The 14,580-nt window shown below is 56.3% G+C and carries 17 protein-coding genes; 11 read left to right on the plus strand and 6 right to left on the minus strand.

Going from position 1 to position 14,580, the window contains the following annotated elements; all coding sequences use genetic code 11:
* Positions 1-10 precede the first annotated feature (10 nt).
* Positions 11-271 (minus strand): DUF1652 domain-containing protein, encoded by a 261-nt coding sequence (locus tag ACIQAL_RS30765; RefSeq protein WP_401152311.1) that lies wholly within the window; start codon positions 269-271, stop codon positions 11-13.
* A gap of 108 nt (positions 272-379) precedes the next feature.
* On the opposite strand from ACIQAL_RS30765, the gene ACIQAL_RS30770 reads away from it, so the two are divergent.
* From ACIQAL_RS30770 to ACIQAL_RS30785, 4 genes are all read left to right on the plus strand, one after another.
* The gene (locus ACIQAL_RS30770) at positions 380-613 is read left to right on the plus strand and encodes a hypothetical protein (protein WP_401152313.1); all 234 of its coding nucleotides are present in this window, start codon (positions 380-382) and stop codon (positions 611-613) included.
* A 134-nt stretch (positions 614-747) separates the two neighbouring features.
* Positions 748-2,112 carry an iron-containing redox enzyme family protein gene (locus tag ACIQAL_RS30775; protein ID WP_401152315.1) on the plus strand — a complete coding sequence of 455 codons (1,365 nt, stop codon included), beginning with the start codon at positions 748-750 and terminating at the stop codon, positions 2,110-2,112.
* The gene (locus tag ACIQAL_RS30780) at positions 2,109-3,095 is read left to right on the plus strand and encodes a methyltransferase (protein WP_401152318.1); all 987 of its coding nucleotides are present in this window, start codon (positions 2,109-2,111) and stop codon (positions 3,093-3,095) included. The genes ACIQAL_RS30775 and ACIQAL_RS30780 overlap by 4 nt, the downstream gene beginning before the upstream one ends.
* Positions 3,092-3,628, plus strand: coding sequence for a hypothetical protein (locus ACIQAL_RS30785; protein ID WP_401152322.1), 537 nt, complete (start codon positions 3,092-3,094; stop codon positions 3,626-3,628). The genes ACIQAL_RS30780 and ACIQAL_RS30785 overlap by 4 nt, the downstream gene beginning before the upstream one ends.
* Positions 3,629-3,681: 53 nt before the next feature.
* Here the strand turns inward: ACIQAL_RS30785 and ACIQAL_RS30790 are convergent, their stop codons facing one another.
* Positions 3,682-3,912 carry a hypothetical protein gene (locus tag ACIQAL_RS30790; protein ID WP_401152325.1) on the minus strand — a complete coding sequence of 77 codons (231 nt, stop codon included), beginning with the start codon at positions 3,910-3,912 and terminating at the stop codon, positions 3,682-3,684.
* Between the two features lie 169 nt (positions 3,913-4,081).
* On the opposite strand from ACIQAL_RS30790, the gene ligD reads away from it, so the two are divergent.
* From ligD to ACIQAL_RS30810, 4 genes are all read left to right on the plus strand, one after another.
* Positions 4,082-7,537, plus strand: coding sequence for a DNA ligase D (ligD, locus tag ACIQAL_RS30795; protein ID WP_401152328.1), 3,456 nt, complete (start codon positions 4,082-4,084; stop codon positions 7,535-7,537).
* Between the two features lie 24 nt (positions 7,538-7,561).
* Entirely contained in the window at positions 7,562-7,786 is a 225-nt protein-coding gene (locus ACIQAL_RS30800) for a DUF2188 domain-containing protein (protein ID WP_401152330.1), read from the plus strand.
* Positions 7,787-7,826: 40 nt separating this feature from the next.
* A complete protein-coding gene (locus ACIQAL_RS30805) occupies positions 7,827-8,081 on the plus strand; it encodes a hypothetical protein (protein WP_401152332.1) in 255 nt (84 codons plus the stop codon).
* A 77-nt stretch (positions 8,082-8,158) separates the two neighbouring features.
* A complete protein-coding gene (locus ACIQAL_RS30810) occupies positions 8,159-8,377 on the plus strand; it encodes a hypothetical protein (RefSeq protein WP_401152412.1) in 219 nt (72 codons plus the stop codon).
* 83 nt (positions 8,378-8,460) lie between these two features.
* On the opposite strand, the gene ACIQAL_RS30815 is transcribed toward ACIQAL_RS30810, so the two are convergent.
* From ACIQAL_RS30815 to ACIQAL_RS30825, 3 genes are all read right to left on the minus strand, one after another.
* A complete protein-coding gene (locus tag ACIQAL_RS30815) occupies positions 8,461-8,865 on the minus strand; it encodes a low affinity iron permease family protein (protein WP_401152414.1) in 405 nt (134 codons plus the stop codon).
* A 63-nt stretch (positions 8,866-8,928) separates the two neighbouring features.
* Positions 8,929-9,987 (minus strand): M42 family peptidase, encoded by a 1,059-nt coding sequence (locus ACIQAL_RS30820; RefSeq protein ID WP_401152335.1) that lies wholly within the window; start codon positions 9,985-9,987, stop codon positions 8,929-8,931.
* Between the two features lie 18 nt (positions 9,988-10,005).
* The gene (locus ACIQAL_RS30825; RefSeq protein ID WP_401152338.1) at positions 10,006-10,503 is read right to left on the minus strand and encodes a CinA family protein; all 498 of its coding nucleotides are present in this window, start codon (positions 10,501-10,503) and stop codon (positions 10,006-10,008) included.
* A 195-nt stretch (positions 10,504-10,698) separates the two neighbouring features.
* On the opposite strand from ACIQAL_RS30825, the gene ACIQAL_RS30830 reads away from it, so the two are divergent.
* Positions 10,699-11,922 carry a zinc-dependent alcohol dehydrogenase gene (locus ACIQAL_RS30830; protein ID WP_401152341.1) on the plus strand — a complete coding sequence of 408 codons (1,224 nt, stop codon included), beginning with the start codon at positions 10,699-10,701 and terminating at the stop codon, positions 11,920-11,922.
* A gap of 21 nt (positions 11,923-11,943) precedes the next feature.
* Complete coding sequence (locus ACIQAL_RS30835; RefSeq protein WP_401152344.1) at positions 11,944-12,165, plus strand: PLD nuclease N-terminal domain-containing protein; 222 nt, start codon at positions 11,944-11,946, stop codon at positions 12,163-12,165.
* A gap of 607 nt (positions 12,166-12,772) precedes the next feature.
* On the opposite strand, the gene ACIQAL_RS30840 is transcribed toward ACIQAL_RS30835, so the two are convergent.
* Positions 12,773-12,967: a response regulator gene (locus ACIQAL_RS30840; RefSeq protein WP_401152346.1), complete on the minus strand. Its 195-nt coding sequence runs from the start codon at positions 12,965-12,967 to the stop codon at positions 12,773-12,775.
* A 171-nt stretch (positions 12,968-13,138) separates the two neighbouring features.
* Between ACIQAL_RS30840 and ACIQAL_RS30845 the strand changes: the two genes are divergently transcribed.
* Positions 13,139-14,263 (plus strand): ATP-binding protein, encoded by a 1,125-nt coding sequence (locus ACIQAL_RS30845; RefSeq protein WP_401152348.1) that lies wholly within the window; start codon positions 13,139-13,141, stop codon positions 14,261-14,263.
* Positions 14,264-14,580 lie beyond the last annotated feature (317 nt).

The following is a 14,580-nucleotide window of genomic DNA, read 5'->3' on the forward strand; positions in this document are numbered from 1 at the left end:
ATACGCTTGATCAGGCAGTTTTGGGCGGAAGGTGCGTGTTCGGTTGGGACATGGTGCTGAACTCGGTCCGGAGCTCTCCAATCAGTTCCGAGATGGCACGACTGGTACCCAAAGTCGCGACATCAATCCCACCCACAGCGAGATTGGCGCCGGTGGTTCGATCAATGATCTCGATGGTCAACTCATTGGCTGTGGTGGATGTACATCGGCATTCAAGCGGCAGAAAACCCGATTCGATGATGTGGCGTAATTCAAGCAGAGAAATAGACATGATGTTTTCCTTCTTGTGTGAGGGGTCGACTGCCTCGCAGGTGGCTTAATTCCATCTTTCGGCGGGAAGGCCACGATAGAAATTCACCCATGACCCTTAGGAGGCTGCATGAGCCGATCTCGTCAAAACGCTGAATCAGAGGTCGCAGGTCATTTGCTCGGGCTGCGCAGTGCCATCCAGACCCTCGCCGAGCACCACACCTCTGAGCCCCATGAACTCTCAGGCCATCAGACTGTGGAATCCCGGCAAAGCCTGCTGCTCAGCTTCCAACGCCTGCAGGCCTGTGTCGACGAAATGCAAGAGATCCTCGCAACCATCGCGGAAGCCACAACTGATAATTGAGGCGCCGGAGATCCTGACCTCGCCCTTCAGTTCGTGCGCTTGATGTCATCTGTCCAGGCCGACCAAACTTCGTTGAATTAATCCTCCAGGCCTTTCTCTCACCTACATACCAAGAAAACTGTGTAGGCCTATCTATGACTTCTCTGCGAAACGTCGCTGACTGCCTGATCTCGAAACCGACGCACGCATCAGATGCGGTTTCCATCTATGACGCCCTCCTGAACCGGCCTCAGGACGTCGCCTTGCCGGTGGTTAAGGAATTTCTGAGCGCTCAATTGATGCGAGCTAAGCAGCACCGTGACGCCTCAGGGCTTCCTGATGACCTCAACAACTGGGCAGCGTGGATCGAGGGCAATGCAAGTCAGGTAGCAAGCGCCTATCGCGAATATCTGGAAGGTCGACACGCGGGGCGTGGCCGAAAATTTTTCACCAATAAATCTCACGCCTTGTATTTCCTGCAGCACGTAGCACCGACCAAACTGGTCGACGGTGCCTGGCTGTATGACGCAGTGAACCATCTCGGTGACTGGCGATATCACAACCTGATCCGCACGTATCTCGAAGAGCTGGGCGACGGAGATCCCGCACTGAATCACGTGGTGCTCTACCGCAAGCTGCTGGCGAAACACGATTGCGCGCCCACAGAAGTGCTTGATCAGGAACACTACGTTCAAGGCGCTATCCAACTCGCGTTGGGGCATGCAGGCGCCGATTACCTGCCTGAAGTACTGGGCTACAACCTGGGTTATGAACAACTGCCGCTCCACCTGCTGATCACCGCGTTCGAACTCAACGAACTTGGAATCGACCCCTACTATTTCACGCTACATGTCACCATCGACAACGCCAGCACAGGCCATGCCCACAAGGCCGTCCAAGCCGCTATCGACCTCCTGCCCACGGATGGCTCGCGAGAGAAATTCATCGCACGCATGCGGACAGGGTACTTGCTCAACGAGCTAGGAATAGGCACCAAAGCTGTGATTTCAAGCTTCGATTTGGAGCAGGAAGTCGTCGCCATGCTGGAGCGCAAACGTTCGTTCGGCCAGCACATGCATTCTGATTACTGCCGTCTCGATGGCTTGACCATCAACGAGTGGCTTTCTGAGCCGGGGCGATGCCGGACCTTCCTTGCCGTTCTCGAAAACAAGGGTTGGATCAAACGACATGAAGATCCGGCTAATAGCCGTTTCTGGCAACTGATCGATGGCCCCGGTGCCGCAATGTTCGGGGTGTTCAGTGGCTACGAAATGCAGCTGCTTCGGGACTGGATTTCGGGGAGTTGGCAGGAAGAAAACCTGGCGAAGAAAGCTAATCCATTTCGCGCGCAATTCCGTCGTCGAGCGCCTTGCGCCGCGCTCCCACCGACGACCTCAGAGGTCTTGTCCATCGAACAGCTGACTGCCCTCCTGTCTCCTTCCATGCATTCAACCCCAGACGGCCTGAATGCGACCCGAACATTCTCACGCCAACTTGCTGAAGGATCTTCAATCCGATGAGCCAAGCCATTGTTCATTCCCAGCCTCTCGATGTAATCAACCCTGAAGACCAGACTCATGATCTCGCCCTGCTGCAGTTGGGACGGCGCCTTCTGGCGGATGACTATCGATTCACTACCGTCACCCCGCTCACGCACCAGCGCAATAACGCTCGTGAGGAGAATCATCAGGCGCGCAACTTGCGGGACATTTTCGGCTGGAACAGACCTTTTGCTTCTGAGCTACTCCCCGAAGCAGAGCTGGAAGCGCTGCTCAGCCGAGCCATCCTGCGGGCACATGCGGGACTGTGGATCAGCGAAGTGCGCTGGTCGAGCCTGCACGATCATCTGTTTGTCCACTCGGCGTTTCCCACGGTCTCCAACGACTCAGTGTTCTTTGGCCCTGACACCTATCGATTTGCCCAGGCCATCGAGGAACATTTGCGTACCTCGACCCATCCCATCCGCACGGCAGTCGATATAGGTTGCGGCAGTGGTGCAGGCGCCATCCTGATCGCCAAGGCCAGGCACGGAGCTCACGTACTGGCGTTGGACATCAATCCCACGGCGCTGAGGTTTACAGCGGTGAATGCAGCGCTGGCTGAGACGGAAAACGTCTCTGCATGGCATAGCGATCTCCTCGACAGTGCCTCCGGTGAGTTCGATCTGATCGTTGCCAATCCGCCTTACATGCAGGACAGCCAGAAACGAGCCTATCGCCACGGGGGTGATCGCTTAGGTTCGGAATTGTCGGTACGTATTGTGGATCAGGCCATGACTCGCCTGGCAGTTGGCGGGAGCCTCGTTCTCTATACCGGCTCACCTTGGGTCGAGGGTGTAGATCTGTTTCTTGAACATGCCCGCCCATTGATCGACAAAGCCGGCTACAGCTGGTCGTATCGCGAGGTTGACCCTGATGTCTTTGGAGAAGAGCTTGAGACCGAGATCTACTCACATGCAGAACGGATTGCGGCGGTAGTGCTGACCGTGACCAGGCTCTCATGAGCCAAATCATCACCCAGCGATCAGAGGCTGACGTCCAGGATGCTTCTGACGCGATCATGTTCGGATCGCTGAAAGATCGGCTGGACTTCTATCGGAAGGAAATTCAGTACGAAACGACCATGCTCTCCAGTCGGACAAACGCCTATCTGGGGGCGCAGTCGTTTCTGGTGATTGCCTACTGCTCCTCCATGGCGAACATCAATCCGCAATGGGGCAACATTTTCTCGCTGGTGGTCTCAATTCTTTTGTCGGTTCTGGGCTTGATCACTTCGCTGCACGCCTGGTCGGGAATAAAGGCGGCGTACGAGATCATCGACCACTGGTATCTGAAGCAAAGCAATCTGTTGCAAAGCCAACCCAAAATGAGCGATGCGTACGACGACTCCCCTCTGTTCGCTAAACGGGAATCCAATCAGCGTGGGTACCGGGATGCACTGAAGTTTTCGATGCGCTCACCCTGGATCTTTTTCACTCTGTGGATTCTGCTTGGCGGGTTCTCAGCGCTGATTCACTTCACCGCGATCAAAGTCTGATAAAAAAGCCGCCTTTGAAAGACGGCTCCTAACCATCATTAACACCACCACCATCAGCGTTGCGGTGGATGCTCCTGAGACACGGAGTCATTGGCTTCTATGTCTGACATGTCCTCGTCCACCAGGATGTCGCCATCGAGGATTGGCGCCGGTTCGTTGTCCTTAGAGTCGCCCTCGTCGCTGCCAGGAGGCGGATTGGGCATCACGTCAGGACGACCTGGTTCCAATGGCTCGATGGCGTCATTGGCATCTCTGTCATCACCGGGTATTGCGGAACTGTTCATAAGCACCTCGCTCGACCACGAAAGAGTCGCGATCTACAGATTTCGAAATCGCTTTGTGCTTCCCGTTCGATGAAGTTCTCGAACGGTCACTCCCTCGTGATTAATCGCGAACTCCTCCCCCTGCAAACCCTCACATGAGTAGGCTCGGACTGCTCGAAGGTACGCAAAGGTGCAAGACCTGAAGATCGCCACGTACAACGTGAATGGCATCGGCGCCCGCCTGCCCAATTTGTTGCAATGGCTTGAGCGCGAGCAGCCTGACATCGTCTGCCTACAAGAGCTCAAGGCGCCGGACAAGGCGTTCCCGGCCAGCGACCTCGAAGCAGCGGGCTACGGTTCTGTGCACCTGGGCCAGACGTCGTGGAACGGCGTTGCCATTCTGGCTCGGGATTCCGAGCCATTGCTGATCCACAAGGGCTTGCCAGGCGAGGAAGCCGATACCCAGGCGCGGTACATCGAGGCAGCGGCCCATGGCGTCATTGTCGCCTGCCTGTACCTGCCCAACGGCAACCCTCAGCCCGGCCCGAAATTCGACTACAAGCTCCGTTGGTTCGAACACCTAACCGAGCATGCGAAATCATTGCAGGCCAGTGAGCATCCAGTCGTGCTGGCCGGGGATTTCAATGTGGTGCCGACTAACGAAGACATCTACAACCCACGCTCATGGCTCAAGGACGCCCTGCTTCAGCCCGAGAGTCGCGAATGCTACCGCCGGCTGCTGGCTCAAGGCTGGATCGACTCGGTTAGGCACCTGTATCCGGACGAGCGCGTCTACACGTTTTGGGATTACTTTCGTCAGCACTGGCAGACAAACTCCGGCCTGCGGATCGATCACCTCCTGCTGAACCCAGTACTGGCGCCCCGTCTGCAAGATGCGGGTGTTGACGCCTGGGTGCGCGGCGAAGAGCACGCGAGCGATCACGCACCCACCTGGATTCGCATCGGGGATGCGCCACAGAAGCCGGAAAAGAAAACCCGGAAGAAAAGCCAATCCGCTGCCTCACCGCCAGCTCATGGCGAAACCCAATCGAGCCTTGAAGAGTACAACCGCAAACGTGACTTCAACGCCACGTCCGAGCCAGCCGGCGGCAGCGACCACAAACGTGGCTCAAAGAAAAAAAACTCCGATCAAGCGCTTCAGTTCTGCATTCAGAAGCACGATGCAACCCGGCTTCATTATGATTTTCGGTTGGAGCTGGATGGTACGTTGAAGAGCTGGGCCGTACCCAAAGGCCCTTCCCTTGATCCCAAAGCCAAACGCTTGGCCGTGCATGTCGAAGATCACCCCATCGATTACGCGACGTTTGAAGGCAGCATCCCCGAGGGCCATTACGGGGCTGGCGATGTCATCGTGTGGGATCGGGGCATCTGGAAGCCATTGTCAGACCCCGCCGAAGCCTACGCCAAGGGGCGACTGAAGTTCGAGTTGCAGGGCGAGAAGCTTGGCGGCGTATGGAACCTGGTGAAGACCCATATTCCCGGCAAACAGGAGCAATGGTTCCTGATCAAGCATCAGGACGAGTTTGCCCGTGCTGAATCGGATTACGACATCGTTAATGAACAGCCCGACAGCGTGTTGAGCGAACGGACAATCGTGGCCAGGAAAAGAGGCGGCAAAGCTGCCGAGCCGAAACCCGTCGAGAAGGTGCCAGCACGCAAGAAAAGGCCTGCGAAAGCCAAGCTTGAGGGGGCACAGCCGGCAGACCTCCCCGACACTCTTAAACCGGAGCTGGCGACGCTGGTGGAGTCAGCCCCCGACGGCGACTGGCGCTACGAGATTAAGTTCGACGGCTATCGGCTCATGGCCAGGGTGGATGACGGGAAAGTGCAACTGTTCACCCGCAACGGTCATGACTGGACGCACAAGCTCCCGCGCCAGGCCGAAGCCATCGCCAGTCTCGGGCTGGCCTCTGCCTGGCTAGACGGCGAGATGGTGGTCGCCAACGAGGACGGTGTCCCTGACTTCCAGGCATTGCAGAACGCGTTCGAATCCGAGCGCAGCGGCAATATCGTTTACTACCTGTTCGACATGCCCTTCCTCAACGGCATGGATTTACGCGAGGTGCCGGTCGAGCAAAGGCGCGCCGCCTTGGCCAAAGTGCTGGAAGCCAGCGAGGACGAAATACTCAGATTTTCTGAGGACTTCGGGGAGGCTCCCGACGCTCTGCTCAACAGCGCCTGTCAGATGAAAATGGAGGGCCTGATTGGAAAGCGCGTAGGCAGCCCCTATGTGTCCAGGCGCAGCGGCGACTGGATCAAACTTAAGTGCAAGCGCCGGCAGGAGTTCGTGGTGGTCGGCTACACCGAGCCAAAGGGCGCTCGGAGCAAATTCGGTGCCCTGCTCCTGGGGCTTCACGATGCCGATAGCGGCGAACTGCGGTTTTCGGGCAAGGTCGGGACAGGCTTCAATGAAGCGACACTGAATACCATCTTCCATCAGCTCGTCCCGCTGGAGGTAAAGAAAGCGACCGTGGTTAATCCACCCACTGGCTTCGAGGCCAAGGGCGTGCACTGGCTCAAGCCTCAGTTGCTGGCCGAGGTGGCATTCGCTGAAATCACGAAGGACGGCTCGGTCAGACACGCGGTGTTCCACGGGTTGCGCACGGACAAGCCGGCCAAGTCCATCACTGAAGAACGCCCTGCCCCGCCACCAGACGTCGAGAAAATCCCAGTTGCGAAAGCCACTCGAAGCAAAACCGCCAAGGTGGCCCCAACTCAAAAATCAAAGTCCGCTGCCGGGTCGACATCAGGAAAGATCCGCTTAACCCACCCCGAGCGCATCATTGACCCCACGAGCGGATCGACCAAGCGTGACTTGGCAGATTACTACATCAGCGTCTCCGATTGGTTGCTACCGCAGTTAGCGCAACGCCCTGTCGCGCTGGTCAGGGCGCCCGAAGGCATCACCGGGGAGCTGTTCTTTCAGAAGAACGCTGACAGACTGGCAATCCCGGGCATCGAGACGATGGGCAAGGAATACACCGGCCATCCGGTCATGCTGATCAACAATCTCGAAGCCCTGATCGGGGCCGTGCAGATGAATGCGATGGAGTTGCACACGTGGAACGCTGTCTCCAAAGATCTGGAGCGCCCCGACCGCTTCATCCTCGACCTCGACCCTGATCCCGCGCTGCCGTGGAAGAGTATGGTGGAAGCCACGCAGCTGACCTTGGCGGTGCTCGATGAACTGGGACTCAAGTCTTTCCTCAAGACCAGTGGCGGCAAAGGGATTCACCTGGTCGTGCCGCTGACGCCCAAAGCCGATTGGGAGGCTGTAAAGGGCTTCAGCCATGCCATCGTCAAATACATCGCCAAGCTGCTGCCAGATCGCTTCTCAGCCGTCTCGGGGCCAAAAAACCGCGTGGGGCGCATCTTTATCGATTACCTGCGAAATGGCCTGGGCGCCACGACGATCTGCGCTTACTCAGTGCGCACGCGGGAGGGCCTTCCGGTCTCGGTACCCATCTTTCGCGAGGAGCTGCTTGAGATCAAAGGTGCCAACGTCTGGAACATTCACAACCTTCGTGAGCGCCTGGGACAGCTTGACAGCGATCCGTGGGCAGAGCTGCCGACGACCCGGCAAACCATCACCGCCGAAATGCGTCGGCGGGTAGGCATTAAATAGCGGAATCACCTGAGGAGAAACATCATGGACAACTACCACATCACCAAGACGGATGAAGGCTGGGCACTCAAGAAACAAGGTGCTGATCGAGTGTCGAAAACTGCGTCGACCAAGTCCGAGATCGTCGCGCTCGCCAGCGAGTTTCTGGAGGGTAAAAGCGCCTCACTGAAGATCCATAAGGAGGACGGCACGATTCAGGAGGAGCGTACCTACCCAAGAGCTGCTGACCCAACGAAGACAAAAGGCTGACATCGTCACCGAAGATGGTTGCCGCAACATAGGTGAAGACATGGACTGGGTTCAATGGCCGGCGATGATGGCGATAGTTTTAGCCGCTTGGCTCGTCGGCTCGAAGCGAGCCGAGCGTCGGACTACGGCTTTCGCCGTGTTCATTATTGGCAATCTGCTGTGGGTCGTCTGGGGACTCTATGTCGAAGCGTATGCCGTCGCGCTGCTGGACATAGTACTTTGTGGAATGAACGTCAGAGGATTTCTAAAAAACAGGGCCGCAGTTTCAAAGGACGCACGCCGTGCGGCTGAATAACCGGTGAGCAGCCTTAACTCAACTTATCCTAGGAAATCAAACTATTGAACAGTGTGGACTGGCTACAATGGCCGGCGATGGTTGTCACCGTGATAGCCGCATGGCTCATCGGTTCGCAGCAACCTCGTCGACGCATGATGGGATTCTGGGCCTTCATCGCGAGCAATGTCTTGTGGGTCGTCTGGGGCTGGCCTGCCCAGGCCTACGCGCTCATCATTCTGCAAATGGCCCTATTTGCACTGAACCTCCGTGGTTTCAAAAAAAACCTGCACCATCATCAACCCCGTAAGCCTTGACTGCGCTGGACAGTCCATCGGAACCTTCAACTATAACAGCGCATTCACTATTCGAGCAAGCTCGGTGTTGGATCTGCGTAGATCTAGTTAGCGGTGCTTTGATTGGAGGAATCGCCAGCCGTGGAATCAGGATCGTTGACCTCATCAGCGCCCAGCGCCTTGTACCGCTTTCTGAGCGCCGCTAGCTCTTTCTGATCGAGGTTGTCTAGGCTGAGCACGGCATTCTGAGCATCCTTGGTCACCCGCAAAAGCTCATCAATCTTGATGTGCAAAATGTCTGTATCACGGTTCTGGGTGTTCTGGATCAGGAAGACCATCAGAAAGGTGATGATGGTGGTGGAGGTGTTGATCACTAGCTGCCAGGCATCGTTGTAGTGAAACCATGGCCCGGAAGCCGCCCATAAAACCACCAGCGTGATTGCAGTCAAAAACGTCTTCGGGCTGCCCATCCATTTCGATAACCGCTCGGAAAACTTCCAAAATTTCATCATGGCACTCCCGCGTTAGATAAATGATCTGACCTGAGTGACCACGGAAAATTCTTGTTACATCTAGACCGGGAGATCACAGGTAAGCAATTGCACAAGTGTCGAGGAACACGCCGCGATCCCGTCCCTCAGAATGATTTCAAATCCATGGGTGTTTTCAGTCGGTATCGCTACACACCCCACCTTTCCCATCACGCCGACACTCAAAATCGCACTGGCATCGGAAGCAAAGTCGATGAGCAATGCAACCTGAGCTTCGTATCCGGCTTCACGCACTGCGGCAATCAGAGCATCTGTGACCTGGCGACTGTAATGGCCTTTCTCATCGCCGGCGACGATGATTGGATTCGCCGAGAGCACCGTGCCGTACTCCTTGGCAACGGGCCCGACCTCCACAGCAATGGCTGTTCTGCAAGGCAGATGGCGTGCCGCGAACAGTGCGCCCGCGTTGGTTTCTTCTTCCATGGTGGTAAACGCAAGGTACACGTCTTGCATGAGCTCTGACCGCCGGCCATAAAGCTGTGCTGCGGCATTCAACACCGCCAAGACTGGAGCCCTGTCATCGAGAAAGTGGGCTGCGACTGCGTCTTGCAAGGGAAACGGTTTGCGCCAGTGTCGACTCATGACAACCCGCGTGCCAGGCCTAATACCGGCTCTCTCAAGTTGTTCTCGACCAAGTCGGGTGACGACATGAACGTCTTCCCATCGGACATTACCGGTCTGGACATCCCTGCCCTGTTTTGAGTGTGCTGTAAGGTGCATGCTGCCGAAGGAAAGCACGCCGGGACATTTCTGTTTATCACCCAGGATATCGACTGGGCACATGCCGAAATTGACCGGATTGGCACCCCCTAGTGCCACCACCTCCAAGGTTCCATCATCACCGATCCGTCTGACTGTCATGGCGATCTCATCCAGATGCGCCATTACCAGTACACCACCGGTGCCATTGCCTTCTGCTGGCTTTGCTCGAATCAGCCCCACCAAGTTACCTGCATCGTCAACCCACCTTTCGTCGCAGTGCTGTTGGAGCTCCTTCTGACAAACTTCTCGGACTTCTAGCTCTTCTCCACCTGGCCCCCGAGCCATCAGCAGCTGTTCCAAGAGTGTTTCTTCAGTCATCGATACCTCTCCTGATCTCTAAGCCGTTTCACCTGCGAGCATGCGTTGATGGAACTGCGGCAAGTGCTTCAGTGCATGTAGCGCGGCGTCGTGCTGCATGGTTTCGCGCTCGCCGAAAAAGCGGTGCTTGCGGGTGAACACGCAATAGCGATCCGCATTTACGAATCCCCAAGCGAAACAGACAGTGCCTGCCGGAATGCCATCAACGTCTTCGTTGCCGCATAAACCGGTAGTAGCAATGGCGACCGTTGCAGGGCTATCCCGAAGTGCGCCCATCGCCATCTCCCGTGCCACCTCCACGCTGGTTAGGTTGAAATCAGCGATAGTCTTGGCACTAACCCCAAGCAGGCGCTGCTTGGCTTCCGGGGAATACACCACGTAGCCACATTCCACCAGCGATCCACTCCCCGGGATTTCAGCGAGTAGGGCAACGATCCGACCTGCCGTGCATGACTCTGCCGTGGCCGAAATCAATGCATGTTTTTTTAGATATTCGACTGTTCCTTCTATGATCATCAAACACCTCAATCGCTCGCCCGCTGCTTCGCTTACATTCCGACCCAGCGGCGCGGCATTCCTCTCAGATTTCATGACCCCACTCTTACCAGAGGCACATTAGCTGCCGCTGATCCTGTTGCTCACGAAAATCCTGAACGAACCCCGCATCCACGCCTCCGCTGTCTACTACCCATAAATCTGCGGAGTTAGACCATGAGAGCACTTACCTACCACGGCGCCCACGACGTGAAAGTGGACACTGTCCCTGACCCGATTATCGAAGCGCCGGACGACATTATTCTGCGAGTCACCGCAACGGCGATATGCGGTTCAGACCTGCACCTGTATCGCGGCAAGATTCCCACAGTCGAGCACGGCGATATCTTCGGCCACGAGTTTATGGGGATCGTCGAAGAGACGGGCTCAGGCGTGACTGCCGTCCAGCCGGGGGATCGCGTTGTAATCCCGTTTGTTATTGCTTGCGGAGACTGCTTCTTCTGCCAACTGGATCTGTTCGCGGCCTGTGAAACGACTAATACCGGTCGTGGCGCGATCATCAACAAGAAAGCCATCCCGCCGGGTGCGGCGCTGTTTGGTTTCAGCCACCTGTACGGTGGCATTCCGGGTGGCCAGGCCGAATACGTGCGCGTGCCTAAAGCCAACACCGGCCCGTTCAAGGTTCCGGGCACATTGGCGGATGAGAAGGTACTGTTCCTCTCGGACATTCTGCCCACCGCGTATCAAGCCGTGACCAATACCGGCATCGGCCAAGGCTCCAGCATCGCCATCTACGGCGCTGGCCCGGTCGGCCTCCTCTGCGCAGCGGTTGCCCGGATGCTCGGCGCTGATCGGGTATTTATGGTCGACCATCACCCCTATCGCCTTGCCTACGCGCAAGCAACCTATGGCGTCATACCGATCAATTTTGATGAAGACGACGACCCTGCCGACACGATCATTCGGCAAACCCCGGGTATGCGAGGCGTTGATGGCGTGGTGGATGCAGTCGGATTCGAGGCCAAGGGCAGCACGACTGAAACGATCCTGGCCACCCTCAAGCTCGAAGGCAGTAGCGGTAAGGCCCTGCGCCAGTGCATCGCGGCAGTGCGGCGCGGCGGCACCGTCAGCGTGCCCGGCGTCTACTCGGGCTTCATTCACGGTTTTCTGTTCGGAGACGCGTTCGATAAAGGGCTCACCTTCAAGATGGGCCAGACCCATGTTCAGCGATTCCTGCCCGAGCTGCTTGAGCACATCGAAACTGGTCGCCTCTCACCCGAGGCCATCATCACCCACCGGATGTCACTGGAGCAGGCGGCTGAAGGCTACAAGATCTTCGACAAGAAACAAGAGGATTGTCGCAAGGTCATCCTCACTCCGGGCAGGGACGACGTTGAGCTACCAGAGCTCGATTCACCGACCGCGATCCCCGCAACGTAAGCAGCCAAACAGAGGTGTGAAATGGAGCTGACATTTTTGTGGATTGGAGTGGCGATCCTTCTCCTGCTTGTAGACATGTGGGCCCTTGCAAGCATTTGGCGTACGACTAAATCATCCGGCACCAAATTCGGTTGGGCCGTACTTATCCTGGCACTTCCGGTCATCGGTCTAGCGATCTGGGGAATCGCCGGGCCACGTGGCGTAGCCGAACCTCCGACTTCCAAAGAGCACAGTAAGGGATAGACCCACTATAACGAGGAGTGATCAGAGTCATGGCGCTCCTCCGACCTCCACAATCGCCCCGGCTCTGCAATATCCGGGCGTAGGCATCACGGGAAATCGTAGTAATTCATGCCACCGGGAACGATCTCGCGAGACGTCACAAAAAATACGGGGGATTCCCGAGGCGCACTGGCGAGTGATGCTCCGATGGCTACTGCCACGGATTGATCGTCAACATAGACGTATGAGATACCGGTGAAACGGTGAACAGCGGTCATGACGGAGCACAGTTGACCGATCGGCAATGAGGTCATCACTATTTGCTTCACCTGCCTCAGGCAGTCGAACATCTCTATGCCTCGAACGACCTCTAACCTATACCAAATGGCCACCAGATTGTCTTCGCAAGGATTTGCATTCAGAGTCAGCCAAATGTGAGACGTTCTAATTATTTCTAGGAGCATCACATTCCCAGATAGTGCCTCACCACCTGATGCAACTGATCGAGCGTCCAGGGCTTTTGAAGGAAGCATGCGTTGGCAGGGAGGGACTCGTTCGAGACTGATCGACTTCCGGATGAAAGGATGACTGGCAATCCTGGCCAACGTACCCAGATATTTTGAGCAAGCTATAGACCGTCCATTGTGCCTGGCATGCAAATGTCAGTGATCACCAGGGCGAAGTCATTGGGTGCCTCCAGCAACGCTAGGGCCTCATCGGCGCTGCTGCTCTGAACAGCGTTTATATCGATGAGTGACAGCGCTTCGAAGAGTAACGAGCGCAGCATCTCTTCGTCGTCAACCAAGAGGACGGTCGTGGGCATCGTACGCATCCGCAGAAAGTGTTATGTGTTAGTGAGGCATACGATGATCTCGTTTCCTGAGTCAGATGGGTGGCACAGTCTGTCGTCCTTCCACCCCTCGATAAACTAAGCTGAGCCTCTCAACGACATCGCGAGCTGGGTGCCGCGTCAACAATAAGGATGTTCAGGGTCATGAGACTTGCAAGCTTCATCCTCAACAATCTGGAGCCTATCCTTCAGTCTTGGGAGGATTTCGCCAGAACGGTAATCACGCCGATGCCTGCGCTGGATACGGCAGGATTGAGAAACCATGCTGAGCAAATCCTCAAAGCTCTCGCTGTGGACATGCGTACCTCTCAAACCACTCAACAGCAGATTGATAAATCGCAAGGACTCGCTCCAGCCGCTGAGGACGAAACGGCTGCGCAAAGTCATGCGGTGATACGGCTCATGGATGGTTTCACCCTCGATCAGATGGTGTCTGAATACCGGGCGTTGAGATCAAGTGTGTTGAGGCTTTGGTTGGCGCGAGAGCGCACCGATGACGAACATGATGTGACAGACATCATTCGGTTCAATGAGGCCATAGACCAAGCACTCGTCGAGTCAATCGCGGCGTTTGGCCAAGCTGTCGAGACCACTCGAAAACGAGTTCTTGGGGTGTTAGGGCACGATCTGCGTTCGCCACTGGGTGCGGTGTTGATGGCCAGCGAGTTACTGCGCAAAAAGACAACACTGGAGCAACATGACCTCGTGCTCGCAACTCAAATCTGGACAAGCGTCAGCCGGGCAAATGCCATGGTCAATGATCTACTGGATTTGGCGCGCAGTAATCTGGGCACGGGCATGCCTCTGGCTTTGGAGGCGACCGAGCTCAATCAAATCTGCAGATCGGTGATTGATGAGATTCGAACCGGCCATCCTGCCGCGCAGATTAGCTTTCAAGAAGAAGCCCCTGCACGGGGAAGGTTCGATCCAGCTCGGATAGCGCAGGTCTTTGCGAATCTGATCGGCAATGCCGTACGCCATGGCGAATCACGCAGGTCTATCCACGTCGACCTCAAATGCGATGGCCTGACCGCGACGTTTAGCGTGCATAACCTTGGAGAGCCCATTCCAGCGAGTGCGATCCCTTATCTGTTTAATCCTGAGGGACGCTATTCGACCTATGCCCACGAGGAAAAAGGGCCATCTGCGGGCCTGGGACTGGGCCTGTTTATAGCCGCACAAATTGTCGAAGGGCACGGTGGACGGATTGAAGCAGCGTCCACAGCGGATGAAGGAACCGTATTCCGAGTGTATCTGCCCATCACCTGAAAGAAGCTGACATTAGCCCCGCAATCTCCATACGCTCAAAGCTCCCCCTATGCTTTCGAGGGCACAGAATAGGTGTCAGCCCAGTCCCAGCCGACATCGAACCGCAGGAGCCAATCGCTGAGGGCTTGCTCGATTCTTCCAAGATGGACGTCATATGCCGCGTGGTCGATTACCCCGACCTTGTAAGCTTCTCTCAAATATTCCAGTGCAAGATCGCGTTACGCTGTGCAAAGGGCTCACCACCCTCTGAGCGTATCGAGTCGATAAATCTCGTGACATGCCTAGCCACGCTCTCAGCTGACATTTCCATCGCAGGC

Source organism: Pseudomonas sp. NPDC088368, assembly GCF_044753445.1.
Classification (GTDB): domain Bacteria; phylum Pseudomonadota; class Gammaproteobacteria; order Pseudomonadales; family Pseudomonadaceae; genus Aquipseudomonas; species Aquipseudomonas bambusae.